General features: G+C 72.9%; 14 protein-coding genes and 2 tRNA genes. 14 read left to right on the top strand and 2 right to left on the bottom strand.

Annotated elements, in window-relative coordinates; translation table 11 throughout:
* The 8 genes from recF to MHY85_RS08390 all read left to right on the top strand — a co-directional run bounded on the left by recF (window position 1) and on the right by MHY85_RS08390 (window position 7,987).
* Window positions 1–1,263 (top strand): DNA replication/repair protein RecF, encoded by a 1,263-nt coding sequence (gene recF, locus MHY85_RS08355; protein ID WP_239195416.1) that lies wholly within the window; start codon window positions 1–3, stop codon window positions 1,261–1,263.
* Window positions 1,253–1,882, top strand: coding sequence for a DUF721 domain-containing protein (locus MHY85_RS08360; RefSeq protein ID WP_239195418.1), 630 nt, complete (start codon window positions 1,253–1,255; stop codon window positions 1,880–1,882). The genes recF and MHY85_RS08360 overlap by 11 nt, the downstream gene beginning before the upstream one ends.
* A gap of 243 nt (window positions 1,883–2,125) precedes the next feature.
* On the top strand, window positions 2,126–4,126 hold the full coding sequence (gene gyrB / locus MHY85_RS08365; protein WP_239195441.1) for a DNA topoisomerase (ATP-hydrolyzing) subunit B: 2,001 nt from the start codon (window positions 2,126–2,128) through the stop codon (window positions 4,124–4,126).
* 72 nt (window positions 4,127–4,198) lie between these two features.
* Complete coding sequence (gene gyrA, locus MHY85_RS08370) at window positions 4,199–6,814, top strand: DNA gyrase subunit A (protein WP_239195421.1); 2,616 nt, start codon at window positions 4,199–4,201, stop codon at window positions 6,812–6,814.
* Entirely contained in the window at window positions 6,811–7,548 is a 738-nt protein-coding gene (locus tag MHY85_RS21820) for a DUF3566 domain-containing protein (protein ID WP_239195423.1), read from the top strand. Before gyrA ends, MHY85_RS21820 begins: the two co-directional genes overlap by 4 nt.
* Before the next feature lie 70 nt (window positions 7,549–7,618).
* Window positions 7,619–7,692 (top strand) — tRNA-Ile (locus MHY85_RS08380).
* Window positions 7,693–7,718: 26 nt separating this feature from the next.
* A complete protein-coding gene (locus MHY85_RS08385) occupies window positions 7,719–7,838 on the top strand; it encodes a DLW-39 family protein (protein ID WP_218707942.1) in 120 nt (39 codons plus the stop codon).
* Between the two features lie 73 nt (window positions 7,839–7,911).
* Window positions 7,912–7,987, top strand: a tRNA-Ala gene (locus MHY85_RS08390).
* A 202-nt stretch (window positions 7,988–8,189) separates the two neighbouring features.
* On the opposite strand, the gene MHY85_RS08395 is transcribed toward MHY85_RS08390, so the two are convergent.
* Window positions 8,190–9,116, bottom strand: a complete 927-nt coding sequence (locus MHY85_RS08395; RefSeq protein WP_239195425.1) for a hypothetical protein — start codon at window positions 9,114–9,116, stop codon at window positions 8,190–8,192.
* Window positions 9,117–9,265: 149 nt separating this feature from the next.
* Here MHY85_RS08395 and MHY85_RS08400 point away from each other — a divergent pair, with 149 nt between their 5' ends.
* Both MHY85_RS08400 and MHY85_RS08405 read left to right on the top strand, forming a co-directional pair.
* Entirely contained in the window at window positions 9,266–9,808 is a 543-nt protein-coding gene (locus tag MHY85_RS08400; protein ID WP_154727686.1) for a peptidylprolyl isomerase, read from the top strand.
* A 163-nt stretch (window positions 9,809–9,971) separates the two neighbouring features.
* Window positions 9,972–10,667 (top strand): rhomboid family intramembrane serine protease, encoded by a 696-nt coding sequence (locus MHY85_RS08405; protein WP_308191344.1) that lies wholly within the window; start codon window positions 9,972–9,974, stop codon window positions 10,665–10,667.
* 245 nt (window positions 10,668–10,912) lie between these two features.
* On the opposite strand, the gene MHY85_RS08410 is transcribed toward MHY85_RS08405, so the two are convergent.
* Window positions 10,913–11,161, bottom strand: coding sequence for a cell division protein CrgA (locus tag MHY85_RS08410; RefSeq protein ID WP_239195428.1), 249 nt, complete (start codon window positions 11,159–11,161; stop codon window positions 10,913–10,915).
* Window positions 11,162–11,282: 121 nt separating this feature from the next.
* Here MHY85_RS08410 and MHY85_RS08415 point away from each other — a divergent pair, with 121 nt between their 5' ends.
* From MHY85_RS08415 to MHY85_RS08430, 4 genes are read left to right on the top strand one after another with little or no spacing between them, the layout of a single operon-like run.
* Window positions 11,283–12,260, top strand: a complete 978-nt coding sequence (locus MHY85_RS08415) for a DUF881 domain-containing protein (protein ID WP_239195429.1) — start codon at window positions 11,283–11,285, stop codon at window positions 12,258–12,260.
* Window positions 12,257–13,099, top strand: a complete 843-nt coding sequence (locus tag MHY85_RS08420; protein ID WP_239195430.1) for a class E sortase — start codon at window positions 12,257–12,259, stop codon at window positions 13,097–13,099. The genes MHY85_RS08415 and MHY85_RS08420 overlap by 4 nt, the downstream gene beginning before the upstream one ends.
* A complete protein-coding gene (locus tag MHY85_RS08425) occupies window positions 13,099–13,260 on the top strand; it encodes a hypothetical protein (RefSeq protein ID WP_239195431.1) in 162 nt (53 codons plus the stop codon). The genes MHY85_RS08420 and MHY85_RS08425 overlap by 1 nt, the downstream gene beginning before the upstream one ends.
* A 2-nt stretch (window positions 13,261–13,262) precedes the next feature.
* A complete protein-coding gene (locus tag MHY85_RS08430) occupies window positions 13,263–13,886 on the top strand; it encodes an aminodeoxychorismate/anthranilate synthase component II (protein ID WP_239195435.1) in 624 nt (207 codons plus the stop codon).
* Window positions 13,887–14,162 lie beyond the last annotated feature (276 nt).

A 14,162-nucleotide genomic window follows, 5' to 3' on the forward strand; every position in this document is an offset into this window, starting at 1 on the left:
ATGTACGTCTCGCACCTGTCCCTGACGGACTTCCGGTCGTACCACCAGGTCGACCTCACCTTCGAGCCGGGCATCACCGCGCTCGTCGGTCCGAACGGGCAGGGCAAGACCAACCTCGTCGAGGCGATCGGCTACGTCTCGACGTTCAGCAGCCACCGCGTGCCGACCGACGCCCCGCTCGTGCGAGCCGGGGCGTCGGCGGCCGTGGTGCGCTCGCGCATCGTGCGCGCGCAGGACGACGGCTCCGAGCGCGCGCTGGTCATCGAGGCGCAGCTCGGCTCCGGCCGCTCGAACCGCGTGAAGCTCAACGGCGCCCCGTCCCGGGCCCGCGACGTGGTGGGCGCGCTGCGCTCGGTGCTGTTCGCCCCCGAGGACCTGGCGCTGGTCAAGGGCGACCCGGACGGTCGCCGGCGGTTCGTCGACGAGCTGGCGGTGCAGGTCACCCCCCGCCTCGCGGGCGTGTTCTCCGAGTACGACCGCGTGGTGAAGCAGCGCACCGCCCTGCTCAAGTCGGCCGCGGGTTTCCGCGGCTCCCGGTCGAACCTGGACCTGAGCACCCTCGACGTCTGGGACGCCAAGCTCGCCGAGCTCGGTGCGCACGTGATCGTCGCGCGGCAGGCGGTCGTCGCGGCCCTCGACCCGTACGTCGGGGACGCCTACGAGCGGGTCAGCGACGGCCAGGGGGCGGCACGGATCGGCTACCGGTCCTCGCTCGCCGCCGCGCTGGCGGGCGCGGACGCCGACCGGGACACGCTGCCGCCGGGCGCCGGCCCCGCCCAGCCCGGTGCCGACTCCGCCACCCCCGCCCGCGCCGTCGAGGCGCAGATGCTCGAGGCGCTCGCGCGGGTCCGGCCCAAGGAGCTCGAGCGCGGTGTGTGCCTGGTCGGCCCGCACCGCGACGACCTGGTGCTCACGCTCGGCGACCTCCCCGCCAAGGGCTACGCGAGCCACGGCGAGTCCTGGTCCGTCGCCCTCGCGCTGCGGCTCGCGTCGTACGAGCTGCTGACGAACGGACCGCGGGCCGGCACCACCGAGGACGCCGCCCAGCTGTGGGTCGCCGACTCCGGGCCCGACGGCGAGCCGGTGCTCATGCTCGACGACGTGTTCGCCGAGCTCGACGCCAGGCGGCGCGAGCGGCTGGCCGAGATGGTGGCCGGCGCCCGGCAGGTGTTCGTCACCGCGGCGGTCCCGGGCGACGTGCCCGAGCGGCTGGCCGGGTCGCGCTACGACGTGCTGGCGTCGGAGGTCGCCCGTGTCGCCTGAGGACGCCACCTCCCCCGAGGACCCCGTCGCTGACCGGGTTCCCGGCGGGACCGCCCCGGGCGCCGAGGCCGCCGACGCCCCGTCGTTCGACCCCGCGGTCCCGGTGGCCGAGCAGCTCGAGGTGACACCGGCCGCCCAGATGGCCCGCCTCTCCCTCGCCCGGTTCCGCTCCGTCGCCCGCTCGAAGGGCTACCGCCCGGGCCAGGCGCCCCGGGACCGGTCGCCGCTCTCCCCCGCCGAGCGCGGCGGCCCGGGCGTGCATCCCCGCGACCCGCTGACGGTGTCCGCGACGATGGCGTCCCTGTTCCGCGACCGCGGCTGGGTGCAGGAGGTGTCGGTCGGCGGCGTGGTCGGCCGGTGGCGCGAGGTCGTGGGGGACCAGATCGCCGACCACTGCACGCCGGAGACGTTCGCCGAGGGGGTCCTGGTCGTGCGCACGGACTCGTCCGCGTGGGCGCAGCAGCTCAAGATGCTCGCGCCGCAGCTGGTCCGGCGGATGGCCGAGGACGTCGGCGAAGGCGTCGTGAAGGACGTGCGCGTCCTCGGCCCCCAGGGCCCCGGCTTCGGCAAGGGCAAGCGCTCCGTCCGCGGGCGCGGACCCCGGGACACGTGGGGCTGAGCGCGCGTCCACAGGCAGGGCGGTTCGCAGGGGTTTCCGGCGCGGGGCCGGGTACACTGGGAATCGACATCTCTGGCGCGTCTGCGCCGGTCCAGGACGCACGATCTCCGTCGTCGTGGAGTGATCCGCCCTCCCGCCCGGGGGACGGGCGCCTCCGCCGCGTGTGAGAACTGAGGAGCACCACCGCCCGTGGCTGACCAGAGTCCCTCCACCGGACCTTCCTCCGCCGCACCCGGGGGGACGGTGAACGGGACTCCCGCCTACGACGCGTCCGCGATCACCGTGCTCGAGGGCCTCGAGGCCGTCCGCAAGCGTCCCGGCATGTACATCGGCTCGACCGGTGAGCGCGGCCTGCACCACCTCGTGTACGAGGTCGTCGACAACTCGGTCGACGAGGCCCTCGCCGGCTACTGCGACCACATCGAGGTGACGCTGCTGGCCGACGGCGGCGTGCGCGTCGTCGACAACGGCCGCGGCATCCCGGTCGCGATCCACCCGACCGAGGGCCGGCCCACGGTCGAGGTCGTCATGACGATCCTGCACGCCGGCGGCAAGTTCGGCGGCGGCGGCTACGCGGTGTCCGGCGGCCTGCACGGCGTCGGCATCTCCGTGGTGAACGCGCTGTCCACCAAGGTGCAGACCGTCGTCAAGCGCGACGGGTACACCTGGGAGCAGGACTTCGCGGACGGCGGCAAGCCGAACGGCGAGCTCCGCCGGGGCGAGGCCACGGAGGAGACCGGCACCTCGCAGACGTTCTGGGCCGACCCCAGCATCTTCGAGACCGTCGAGTACGACTTCGAGACGCTGCGCTCCCGGTTCCAGCAGATGGCGTTCCTCAACAAGGGCCTGCAGATCTCGCTGACCGACGAGCGGCCGCAGCACGGCGACACCGAGGACGAGGTGGCCGGTGACGACACCCCGGCCACGGACGCCCCCGCGGCCCGCACCGTCACCTACAAGTACGACGGCGGCCTCGTCGACTACGTGAAGCACCTGAACTCGGCCAAGAAGGTCGACCTGGTGCACCCCGAGGTCATCGACTTCGAGGCGGAGGACGCCGAGCGCAAGATCTCGGTCGAGGTCGCGATGCAGTGGACCAGCGCCTACTCCGAGTCGGTGCACACCTACGCGAACACCATCTCGACCACCGAGGGCGGCACGCACGAGGAGGGCTTCCGCGCGGCGATGACCTCGCTGGTCAACCGGTACGCGCGCGACAAGGGCATCCTCAAGGAGAAGGACGACAACCTCACCGGCGACGACATCCGCGAGGGCCTGACCGCCGTCGTGTCGATCAAGCTCGGCGAGCCGCAGTTCGAGGGCCAGACCAAGACCAAGCTCGGCAACACCGAGGCCAAGACCTTCGTGCAGCGCGTGGTCAACGAGCAGTTCGGCGACTGGCTCGACTCGCACCCGAACGAGGCCAAGGACGTCATCCGCAAGGCCATCCAGGCGTCCCAGGCGCGGCTCGCGGCCCGCAAGGCGCGCGAGGCCACCCGGCGCAAGGGCCTCCTCGAGTCCAACTCGATGCCGGGCAAGCTCAAGGACTGCCAGTCCAACAACCCCGCCGAGTGCGAGATCTTCATCGTCGAGGGCGACTCCGCCGGCGGCTCCGCCGTGCGCGGCCGCAACCCCCAGACGCAGGCGATCCTCCCGCTGCGCGGCAAGATCCTCAACGTCGAGCGGGCGCGCCTCGACCGCGCCCTCGGCAACGCCGAGGTCCAGGCGCTGATCACCGCGTTCGGCACCGGCATCGGCGAGGACTTCGACCTCTCCAAGCTGCGGTACCACAAGATCGTGCTCATGGCCGACGCCGACGTCGACGGCCAGCACATCCGGACGCTGCTGCTCACGCTGCTGTACCGGTACATGCCGGAGCTGATCCTCAAGGGCCACGTCTACATGGCGCAGCCGCCGCTGTTCCGCATCAAGTGGTCGAACGCGCCGCACGACTACGTGTACTCGGACCGGGAGCGGGACGCCGTGCTCGCCGACGGCCAGGCCAACGGCAAGCGGATCCCCAAGGAGAACGGCATCCAGCGGTACAAGGGTCTGGGCGAGATGGACTACTCGGAGCTGTGGGAGACCACCATGGCGCCGGAGCACCGCACGCTGCTGCAGGTCACGCTCGACGAGGCCGCCGCCGCGGACGAGATCTTCTCGGTGCTCATGGGCGAGGACGTCGAGTCGCGCCGCTCGTTCATCCAGCGCAACGCGCGCGACGTGCGGTTCCTGGACATCTGACCGCGCCCGACCTCCCGCACGACCCCGGCGCACGCCGCGCGCCGGGTCCGTCCCACCGAAGGACCCTGACCTGTGACTGAGCTGACCGGCGACAACATCGAGCACGGCCGCATCGACCAGGTGGACCTGCAGCTCGAGATGCAGCGGTCCTACCTGGACTACGCGATGGCCGTCATCGTGGGCCGCGCGCTCCCGGACGTCCGCGACGGCCTGAAGCCGGTGCACCGCCGCGTCCTGTACGCCATGTACGACGGCGGCTACCGGCCGGACCGGCAGTTCTCCAAGTGCTCGCGCGTCGTCGGCGACGTCATGGGCAAGTACCACCCGCACGGCGACACGGCGATCTACGACGCCCTGGTCCGCCTGGTGCAGGACTGGTCGCTGCGGTACCCGCTGGTCGCCGGCCAGGGCAACTTCGGCTCCCCCGGCGACGACCCGGCGGCCGCCCCGCGGTACACCGAGTGCAAGATGGCGCCGCTGGCCATGGAGATGGTCCGGGACATCGACGAGGACACCGTCGACTTCCAGGACAACTACGACGGCCGCACCCAGGAGCCGTCGATCCTGCCCTCGCGGTTCCCGAACCTGCTGGTCAACGGCTCGGCCGGCATCGCGGTCGGCATGGCGACCAACATCCCGCCGCACAACCTGCGCGAGGTCGCCGAGGGCGTCCGCTGGCACCTGGACAACCCGGAGGCCTCCAAGGAGGAGCTGCTCGCCGCGCTGCTGACGCGCGTCAAGGGCCCCGACTTCCCCACCGGCGCCACGATCCTCGGCCACCGGGGCATCGAGGAGGCGTACCGCACCGGCCGCGGCTCGATCACGATGCGCGCCGTCGTCGAGGTCGAGGAGATCCAGGGCCGGATCTGCCTCGTCGTCACCGAGCTGCCGTACCAGGTCAACCCGGACACCCTGGCCAAGAAGATCGCCGACCTGGTCCGTGAGAACCGTGTCCAGGGCATCGCGGACATCCGCGACGAGACCTCGGGCCGCACCGGCCAGCGCCTGGTGATCGTGCTCAAGCGCGACGCCGTCGCCAAGGTCGTGCTGAACAACCTGTACAAGCACACCCAGCTGCAGGACACGTTCGGCGCCAACATGCTCGCGCTGGTCGACGGCGTGCCGCGCACGCTCAGCCTCGACGCGTTCATCCGGCACTGGACGACCCACCAGCTCGACGTCATCGTCCGGCGGACGAACTTCCGGCTGCGCAAGGCCGAGGAGCAGATCCACATCTACCGCGGCTACCTCAAGGCGCTGGACGCGCTGGACGAGGTCATCGCGCTCATCCGCCGCTCCCCCGACGCCGACGAGGCGCGCTCCGGCCTGATGGCCCTCCTGGACATCGACGAGATCCAGGCGAACGCGATCCTCACCCTGCAGCTGCGGCGCCTGGCCGCCCTCGAGCGCCAGCGGATCCTCGACGAGTACGCCAAGCTCGAGCAGGAGATCCTCGGCTACCGCGCGATCCTCGAGTCGCCGGAGCGGCAGCGCACGATCGTCCGCGAGGAGCTGGACGAGATCGTCGACAAGTACGGCGACGAGCGGCGCACCACGATCCTGCCGTTCGACGGCGAGGTGTCCGTCGAGGACCTCATCGCCGAGGAGGAGATGGTCGTCACCATCACCCGCGGCGGCTACGCCAAGCGCACCCGGTCGGACAACTACCGCGCCCAGCGCCGCGGCGGCAAGGGCGTGCGCGGGGCGCAGCTGCGCGAGGACGACATCGTCGACCACTTCTTCGTGACGACCACGCACCACTGGCTGCTGTTCTTCACCAACCTCGGCCGCGTCTACCGCGCCAAGGCCTACGAGCTGCCCGAGGGCGGCCGTGACGCCAAGGGTCAGCACGTCGCGAACCTGCTGGCGTTCCAGCCCGGGGAGAAGATCGCCCAGGTCCTGGACCTGCGGGACTACGACCAGGCCGAGTTCCTGGTGCTCGCCACCAAGCGCGGCCTGGTCAAGAAGACCCGCCTGTCGGAGTACGACTCCAACCGGTCCGGCGGCGTCATCGCGATCAACCTGCGCGAGGACGAGGACGGCCAGCCGGACGAGCTGGTGTCGGCGCGCATCGTCGACTCCGTGAACGACCTGATCCTGGTGTCCCGCAAGGGCCAGTCGCTGCGGTTCACGGCCACCGACGAGGCGCTGCGCCCCATGGGCCGCGCGACCTCCGGCGTCACCGGCATGAAGTTCCGCGCCGACGACGAGCTGCTCGCCATGGACGTCGTCCGCGAGGAGGCGTTCCTGTTCACGGTGACCCAGGGCGGCATCGCGAAGCGCACCGCGCTCACCGTCGAGAACTACCGCGTCCAGGGGCGTGGCGGCCTCGGCATCAAGGTCGCGAACCTCCCCGAGGCCAACGGCGACCTGGTCGGCGCGCTGGTCACGGACGCGGACGACGAGGTGCTGGTCATCATGGAGCGCGGCAAGATCGTCCGCTCCGCCACGTCCGAGGTGAACGCCACGGGCCGCACCACGCAGGGCGTCATCTTCGCCAAGCCCGACAACGGGGACCGGATCATCGCCGTCGCGCGGAACATCGAGCGCCACCTCGGTGACGAGGCGGGTACCGTGGGTGAGACGGGCGAGCCGGACGTGACCACGTCCGCGGCCCTCGAGGACACCAGCGCCACCACAGCTCCGGACGCCCCGGTGGCTGACGACACCTCCGAGGAGGACGCGTGACCGACACGCCTCCGTCGATCCCGCCCCGCAAGGGTGACGCCGGCGACAAGCCCGCCGGCGGCCGCACCGCCACCGAGCAGGCCGAGCGCGGGCCCGCGCCCGCCACCAAGGCGCCGGCCGCCTCGAGCCCGGCGACCAAGGCCACCCCGGCCTCCGCCGGCGGGACGGGGCGGACGTCCGCGTCCACGGCGCCGACGACCACCCAGGAGCCGGTCCGGCCGGCCACGGGCGGGTCCGCGACCGGTGCGTCGGCCAGGCCGGCCCCCACGGCGGGCGCCGCTGCAGCGGGTGCCGCCGCGTCCGGTGCCGCCGGCGCGGGGACGTCGACCGCCACCGCCGCGCGGCCGTCCGGGACGTCCACGCTCACGGGTTCCGGCCCGCGCCGGGTGCGGCTCGCGATCTCGCGCGTCGACCCGTGGTCGGTCATGAAGCTGTCGTTCCTCATGTCCGTCGCGATCGGCATCATGATCGTCGTCGCGACCGCCGTCGTGTGGATCACGCTCGACTCGCTGCACGTGTTCGCCACGATCAACGACCTGGTGACCGAGATCCTCGCGGACTCGACCATCGACCTCATGCAGTACGTCGAGTTCGACCGGGTGCTGTCGATCGCCACGCTGGTCGCGGTCGTGGACATCTTCCTCATCACGGCGCTCGCCACGATCGGCGCGTTCCTGTACAACATCACCGCCGCCCTGGTCGGCGGCGTGCACGTGACGATGACGGACGAGTGACCCCTGGTTTGGGCGGGACGCCCCGGCTGGGGTAGTCTCGTCCGGCACGCCAGCGCGCCTGGTGTGCGGAGGGCCTATAGCTCAGACGGTTAGAGCGCTTCCCTGATAAGGAAGAGGTCAGAGGTTCAAGTCCTCTTAGGCCCACTCCCGAAGACCCGCTGGAGGACTCCGTGAAGAAGCTGCTGCTCCTCGTGGCGGTCGCCGCCGCGGGTTACGTCCTCTGGACGCGGTACGCCGCCGAGCGCGACGACCGCGACCTGTGGGCCGAGGTCACCGACTCCGTCGAGTAGGACCCGCCCGCACCCGTCCGCCGCCGGCAGCGCGGCGGGACCTGGCCGCCGCCCCCGGGGCGGACGTCCACGCGGGGCCATGGCGCAATTGGTAGCGCACCTGCTTTGCAAGCAGGGGGTTAGGGGTTCGAGTCCCCTTGGCTCCACCACAGCACCGCTGAGCGCGGCGTGATCCCGCCGGGATCGGCGGTCCCGCCCGAGATCGGCACCCACGACGGCCGATCTCGGCGCGAAGCACCGATCTCGGGCGAGGACGGGCAGCCGCACCCCCCGGCCACGCACCGCCTCGCGACGGACGACGGCCCGGCCCCCTCGCGGGGAGCCGGGCCGTCGTCGTCGTGCGGGTGCGGGTCAGGCGGTCGGGGTGCTGCCCTCGGTGCCCTCGGTCGCGCCGCCCTCGGCCGGCGTGTCCGGCTTCTTCGGGGCCGCGCGGCGCGGGCTCGCCTTCTTGGCCGCCTCGGTGACCTTCTCGGTCGCCTCGGCGACGCGCTCCTCGGCGGCCTCGCGGACCTCCGCGACGCGCTCGGCGGCCTTGTGGGTCGCCTCGCGGCCCCGGGCCACGGCCTCGCCGGCCGCCTGTCCGACCGCGTCGGCGGCGTCGCCCGCGCGGGCGCGGATCTGGTCGCCGGCGGGAGCCTCGGGCTCCCACGGCTCGGCCCACGGGTCCGTGGTCGTCCGCGAGCGGGTCCACGCGAACACCGCGGCCCCGGCACCGAGGACGGCCGCGACCAGGAAGAAGCGCTTGGCACCCTTGTGCTGCTTCTTGTCGGCCTTCTTGGCGGCGGCAGCGGCGGCGGCCGCAGCGGCGGCGGCGCGCGCCTTCTTCTTGCCCGCCTCCTTGTCCGCGACGTGCTCGACGGCCGCGCCGGCGCGCTCGGCGGCGTCGTTCACCGCCTGGACGAGCTTGGGCAGCAGGTCGTCGACGAGCTTGTCGTGCGCGGTGTCGATCACCGGGCTCGCCTTCTCGGCGGCCTTCTCGACCCGTGGGGCCGCGGCCTTGACGCTCTCCTTGTAGAGGTGGTCGATCCGCGGGATGAGCCACTCGACCGCCGCCTCGACGCGCGGCTGGGTCCACTCGACCGCCTGCTCCGCCGCGCCCTTGGCCAGGACGGCCGCCTCACCGGCCTGGATCTTCGCGGTCGCGGCGAGCTTGCCGGCGCCGTCGGCGGCCTTGCTGCCCGCGTCGGCGAGGGCCGCGGCGGCCTGGCCCTTGAGGCGCTCGGACGTCAGGTGGTCGGTGACGGCTTCGATCTTGCTCCGTCGGGTCAGGAACGCCATGTCCACACTCTCCTGCTCGGGCTGGTCAGGTGACCTCCCACTCTGCCACCGTCCGGCCTCCCGCGCAGGTGGCAGACGTGTGTTCGTCCCGCGTGAACACGCGATCCTCACCGGGTCACCGCCCCGCGGACCGTGACAGGATGACGGGCATGCGAGCGACCCTGCACACCAACCGCGGCGACATCCGCCTCGAGCTGTTCGAGAACCACGCCCCGAAGACCGTGGAGAACTTCCGCGGCCTCGCGACCGGGGAGAAGGAGTGGACCGACCCGGCGACGGGCGAGACCCGCACCGGCGCCCCGCTCTACGACGGCGTGATCTTCCACCGCGTCATCGACGGCTTCATGATCCAGGGCGGTGACCCGCTCGGTCGTGGCACCGGTGGCCCCGGCTACACCTTCGACGACGAGATCCACCCCGAGCTGCGGTTCTCCGAGCCGTACCTGCTCGCGATGGCGAACGCCGGCCTGCGCCGCGACCCGATCACGGGCCAGGTGGGCGGCACGAACGGCTCGCAGTTCTTCATCACCGTGACCGAGACGCCGCACCTGAACGGCAAGCACACCATCTTCGGCAAGGTCCTGGACGACGAGAGCCGCGCGGTCGTCGACGCGATCGCGACCACGCGCACCCGCCCGGGCGACCGCCCGGTCGAGGACGTGGTGATCGAGTCGGTCTCGTTCGAGTCCTGACGCCTCGATGACCCAACCGCAGCCGGGCCCTGCGCCCACCCCGCCCCCCGTCTGCCCGCGGCACCCCGACCGCATCGCCTACGTGCGGTGCCAGCGGTGCGGCCGGCCGACGTGCCCGGAGTGCCAGCGCCCGGCTGCGGTGGGGATCCAGTGCGTCGACTGCGTGCGCGAGGGGCAGCGCGCCCAGCGCCCGGCGCGCACCGCGTTCGGCGGCCGGGTCGCCGGCGGCCGTCCCGTCGTCACGCTCACGCTGATCGGGCTGTGCGTGGTCAGCTACGTGCTCCAGCAGGTCAGCGACCGCTGGACCATCGACCTGGCCTTCGTGCCGTTCCTCGGCGAGACGGAGCCGTGGCGGTTCCTCACGTCGGCGTTCCTGCACTCGCCCAGCAGCCTGTTCCACATCCTGTTCAACATGGTGGCGCTCTGGTCGGTCGGACCGTTCCTGGAGGCCTCGTTCGGCCGGTGGCGGTTCCTCGCGCTCTACCTGCTCAGCGCCATCGGCGGGTCCGTGATGTTCCTGCTCCTGGCGACGCCGTACTCGGCGTCCTGGTTCACCGTGCTGGTGGGCGCCTCCGGCGCGGTGTTCGGGCTGTTCGGGGCGGTGCTGGTGGTGCTGCGCCGGGTGGGCCGGTCGGCCGGCGGCATCGTCGGCGTGCTGGTGATCAACGCCGTCCTGGGCTTCGTGCTCCCGGGCGTCGCCTGGCAGGCGCACCTGGGCGGCCTGATCGTCGGCGCCGCGCTCGGTGCGGCGTTCGCCTACGCCCCGCGGGACCGGCGCACGCTGGTCGCCGTCGGGTCGTGCGCCGCGGTCGCCGTGCTGCTCGTGGGGGCCGCCCTGGTGATGTACGCGGGGGTCTGAGGCCGATCCCCAGCGTTGCTCACAGGTGTGGAATTACACCCGTGTAGTTATCCACAGGGTTGTGCACCGCTGGGGACACCGGCCCGGATCGAGCCGATCCGCCGCAGGATCATCGGGGGACACGCTGGGGACAACCCGGCCCCGCCTGGGGACGACGGTCGCGCCCGGCTCCGGGAGCCGGGGCGCCGACGCGACCCGGCGCCGGTCCGGGCGACGGCGGTGTCGTCCCGGCCCCGGCACCGCGGTCACTTCCAGCGCGTGGCCATCCCGAGCCCGGCCAGCGCGAAGGCGAAGCCGATGGCGAGGTTCCACGAGCCGATGCCGGGGATCGGGTAGCCGAAGTTCGTCAGGTAGGTGACGACGATCCACAGCAGGCCCGCGACGAGCAGGCCGCCGAGCACCGGGACGAACCACGGCGGGTTGACCGTGGGGCCGGAGGGGCGCTCGGTGGGCGCGGTGTAGTGCGACTTCTGCCGCGTCCTGGACTTGGGCACGGGATGCTCCTGACGTCGACCGTCTGGCTCGGCGGATCTCGCCCGCGCCGCGCAGCGGACGCGCGCACGGACCCGCGTGGACGTGGCCTAGCGTAGTGGGGGAAGACCGAGGGGGATGAGCGTGCCCGAGCAGCACCCTGAGCGTCGGGCCCACGGGGCCCACGCGGCACCGGACGCGGCCGACGCGCCGGCTGTCCCGGGCGTGCCCGCGCCGGCCCCGGAGCCGTCCGGACCCGCCGAGCCGTCGGCGCGCCTCCGGGCCGCGCGGGAGCACGCGCAGCACCGCATCCAGCGGCACCGCCGCGGCCGCGCGCTGCGCGGGACGCTCTCGATCGGCCTGGTCATGGCGCTGGCCGGGGCCCTGTTCACCGCGAACGCGCGGCTCGCCCGCGGGACGGACGCCCGGCAGCCGCAGGACCTCGCCGGCCTCCAGTCCAACGAGGACGCGCGCCGGGAACGACTGGCGGACCAGGTCGCGGCGCTGCGGTCCGAGGTCGACGCCCTGACCCAGCAGCAGACCGACTCCGTGGGGCTCGAGTGGCAGTCCGCCGGGGAGGCCTTCGACATCGCCTCGGGCAAGGTCGCCGTGACCGGCACCGGCATCACGGTCAGCCTGGACGACGCGCCGGCCGACGGCCCCCGCCCGGCGGGAACCGGCCCGGACGACCTGGTCGTGCACCAGCAGGACCTGCAGGCGGTCATCAACGCGCTGTGGGCCGGGGGAGCGGAGGCGATGGCCCTGATGGACCAGCGCGTCATCTCGACCAGCGCCTTCCAGTGCATCGGCAACGTGCTGTCCCTCCAGGGCCGCCGGTACTCCCCGCCCTACGTCGTCACCGCCGTCGGCGACCCGGAGGACCTGCTGGACGCGCTGGCCACCGACCCCGCCGTGCGCGCGTACCGGTCCTGGGTCGACGCCGTCGGGCTCGGGTACGAGGTGACCCGCCCGGACCAGGGCGTGCAGGTGCCCGCCTACGATGGCGCGGTCGACATGCGGTACGCCAGCGTGCCCTCCGGCACGGAGGTCCTCCCGGGGCTCGTCGCCGAGGAGGGCACCGCGACCAGCACCGGCACGCGTCAGGAGGGCACCGAGGGATGAGCGGGACGGAGGTCGCCCCGCCCGGGGTGGGCGGGCGCGACGACGAGCCCGGGCGCCCCGGCGGCGGTCGTCGGGCCGAGCACCGCGCGCGCGGGTCGCGCGACCGGCGGGCCACCCGCGGGGGCGGCGTCGTCCTCGGCGCCGTCGGCGTGCTCGGTGAGCTGCTGATCACCGCGGGCGTGCTGCTGCTCGCGTTCCTCGCCTGGCAGCTGTGGTGGACCGACGTCGAGTCCAACCGGGAGCAGGCCCAGCTCGTCCAGGAGCAGGGGTGGGACGAGCCGCTCGCGCCCCTCGAGGCCGCCGACGGGCCTGCCGTCGTGACCCCGCGCTACGACGAGCCGCCCGTGCTCGAGGAGCCGGAGTACCTGACGACGTTCGCCTCCATGCGGGTGCCCCGCTGGGACGGCGAGCCGACGCGGACCATCACCCAGGGCACCGACCGGCCGAACGTGCTCAACCCGCTCGGCGTCGGGCACTACGAGGGCACCGCGATGCCCGGCGGCGTCGGCAACTTCTCGCTGGCCGCGCACCGCACCACGTACGGCAAGCCGTTCAACCGGATCGCGGAGCTCCAGGAGGGCGACCCGATCGTCGTCTGGACCGAGGACACCTGGTACGTCTACCGCGTCACGTCCTCGCAGATCGTCATGCCGGACGACGTGCAGGTCATCGCCCCGGTGCCCGACCAGCCGGGCGCCGAGCCGACCGAGCGGTTCATCACCCTGACCACCTGCCACCCGATGTTCTCCGCGCGCGAGCGGTACATCGTGCACGGTGTCCTGGACTACTGGGCCCCCGTCTCCGAGGGCGTGCCCGCCGAGCTCGCGGAGGTCTCCTGATGTACGGGTGGCTGTGGCGGCACCTGCCCGGACCGGCCCTGGTGCGCGTCCTGGTCCTGCTGGTCCTCGCGGTGGCCGTCCTGGCCGCCTGCTTCGCGTGGGTGTTCCCCTGGCTCGCCCCGTACATGCCGTTCAACGACACCACTGTGGGGGAGGGCTGACGATGAGCCGCATCCTGGTCGTCGACAACTACGACTCGTTCGTCTACACGATCGTCGGGTACCTGGACCAGCTCGGCGCCGAGACCGTCGTCGTGCGCAACGACGCCGTCCCGCCGGTCTCGGGACGCGGGGAGTTCGACGGCGTGCTGATCTCGCCCGGTCCCGGGACGCCGTCCGAGGCCGGGGCGTCGATGCAGGTCATCCGCGACTGCGCCGAGGCGGGCACCCCGATGCTGGGGGTCTGCCTCGGGCACCAGGCGCTCGGCGAGGTGTTCGGCGGCACGGTGACCCACGCCCCGGAGCTCATGCACGGCAAGACGAGCCTGGTGTCGCACGACGGGCACGGCGTCTTCGAGGGCCTGCCGACGCCGTTCACCGCGACCCGGTACCACTCGCTGGCCGTCGTCGACGGCACGGTCCCGGACGAGCTCGAGGTCACCGCCCGGGCGAACGGGATCATCATGGGTCTGCAGCACCGGACGCTGCCGCTGCACGGCGTCCAGTTCCACCCGGAGAGCGTCCTCACGGAGGGCGGCCACCGCCTGCTGGCGAACTGGCTGACCCTGACGGGCGAGCGGGACGCGGTCGCCCGCTCCGCGGACCTCCACCCCCTCGTCCGCCCCTGACCCCCTCGCTGACCGGTCCCGTCCGCTCGCCGAGATAGGACCGCCCGCCCGAGATAGGGCCCAGGACGGTCCTATCTCGAGGCGAGGGCCCTATCTCGGCGAGGGGGGACCCGCGCGATCAGCGGGTGCCGGGACGACCACAGGGGCCGGAGAGGTGCTGGTCGAGCGTTCCCTGTGGACGACCGGCTGAGCCGGCACCGTCGTGAGCGGACGGTGGGTGGGTGAACCCGGACGCCGACCGTACGCCCGCCCTCGACCCCACGCCCACCCCCTGTC

This window comes from Cellulomonas sp. ACRRI, from assembly GCF_022346185.1.
Lineage (GTDB): Bacteria > Actinomycetota > Actinomycetes > Actinomycetales > Cellulomonadaceae > Cellulomonas.

Bases quoted from the DNA above. Each gene is read 5' to 3' on its own strand.
- recF (WP_239195416.1), top strand. From the start codon at position 1: ATGTACGTCTCGCACCTGTCCCTGACGGACTTCCGGTCGTACCACCAG.
- MHY85_RS08400 (WP_154727686.1), top strand. From the start codon at position 9,266: ATGCGAGCGACCCTGCACACCAACCGCGGCGACATCCGCCTCGAGCTG.
- MHY85_RS08425 (WP_239195431.1), top strand. From the start codon at position 13,099: ATGTACGGGTGGCTGTGGCGGCACCTGCCCGGACCGGCCCTGGTGCGC.
- MHY85_RS08395 (WP_239195425.1), bottom strand. From the start codon at position 9,116: ATGGCGTTCCTGACCCGACGGAGCAAGATCGAAGCCGTCACCGACCAC.
- MHY85_RS08420 (WP_239195430.1), top strand. From the start codon at position 12,257: ATGAGCGGGACGGAGGTCGCCCCGCCCGGGGTGGGCGGGCGCGACGAC.
- MHY85_RS08430 (WP_239195435.1), top strand. From the start codon at position 13,263: ATGAGCCGCATCCTGGTCGTCGACAACTACGACTCGTTCGTCTACACG.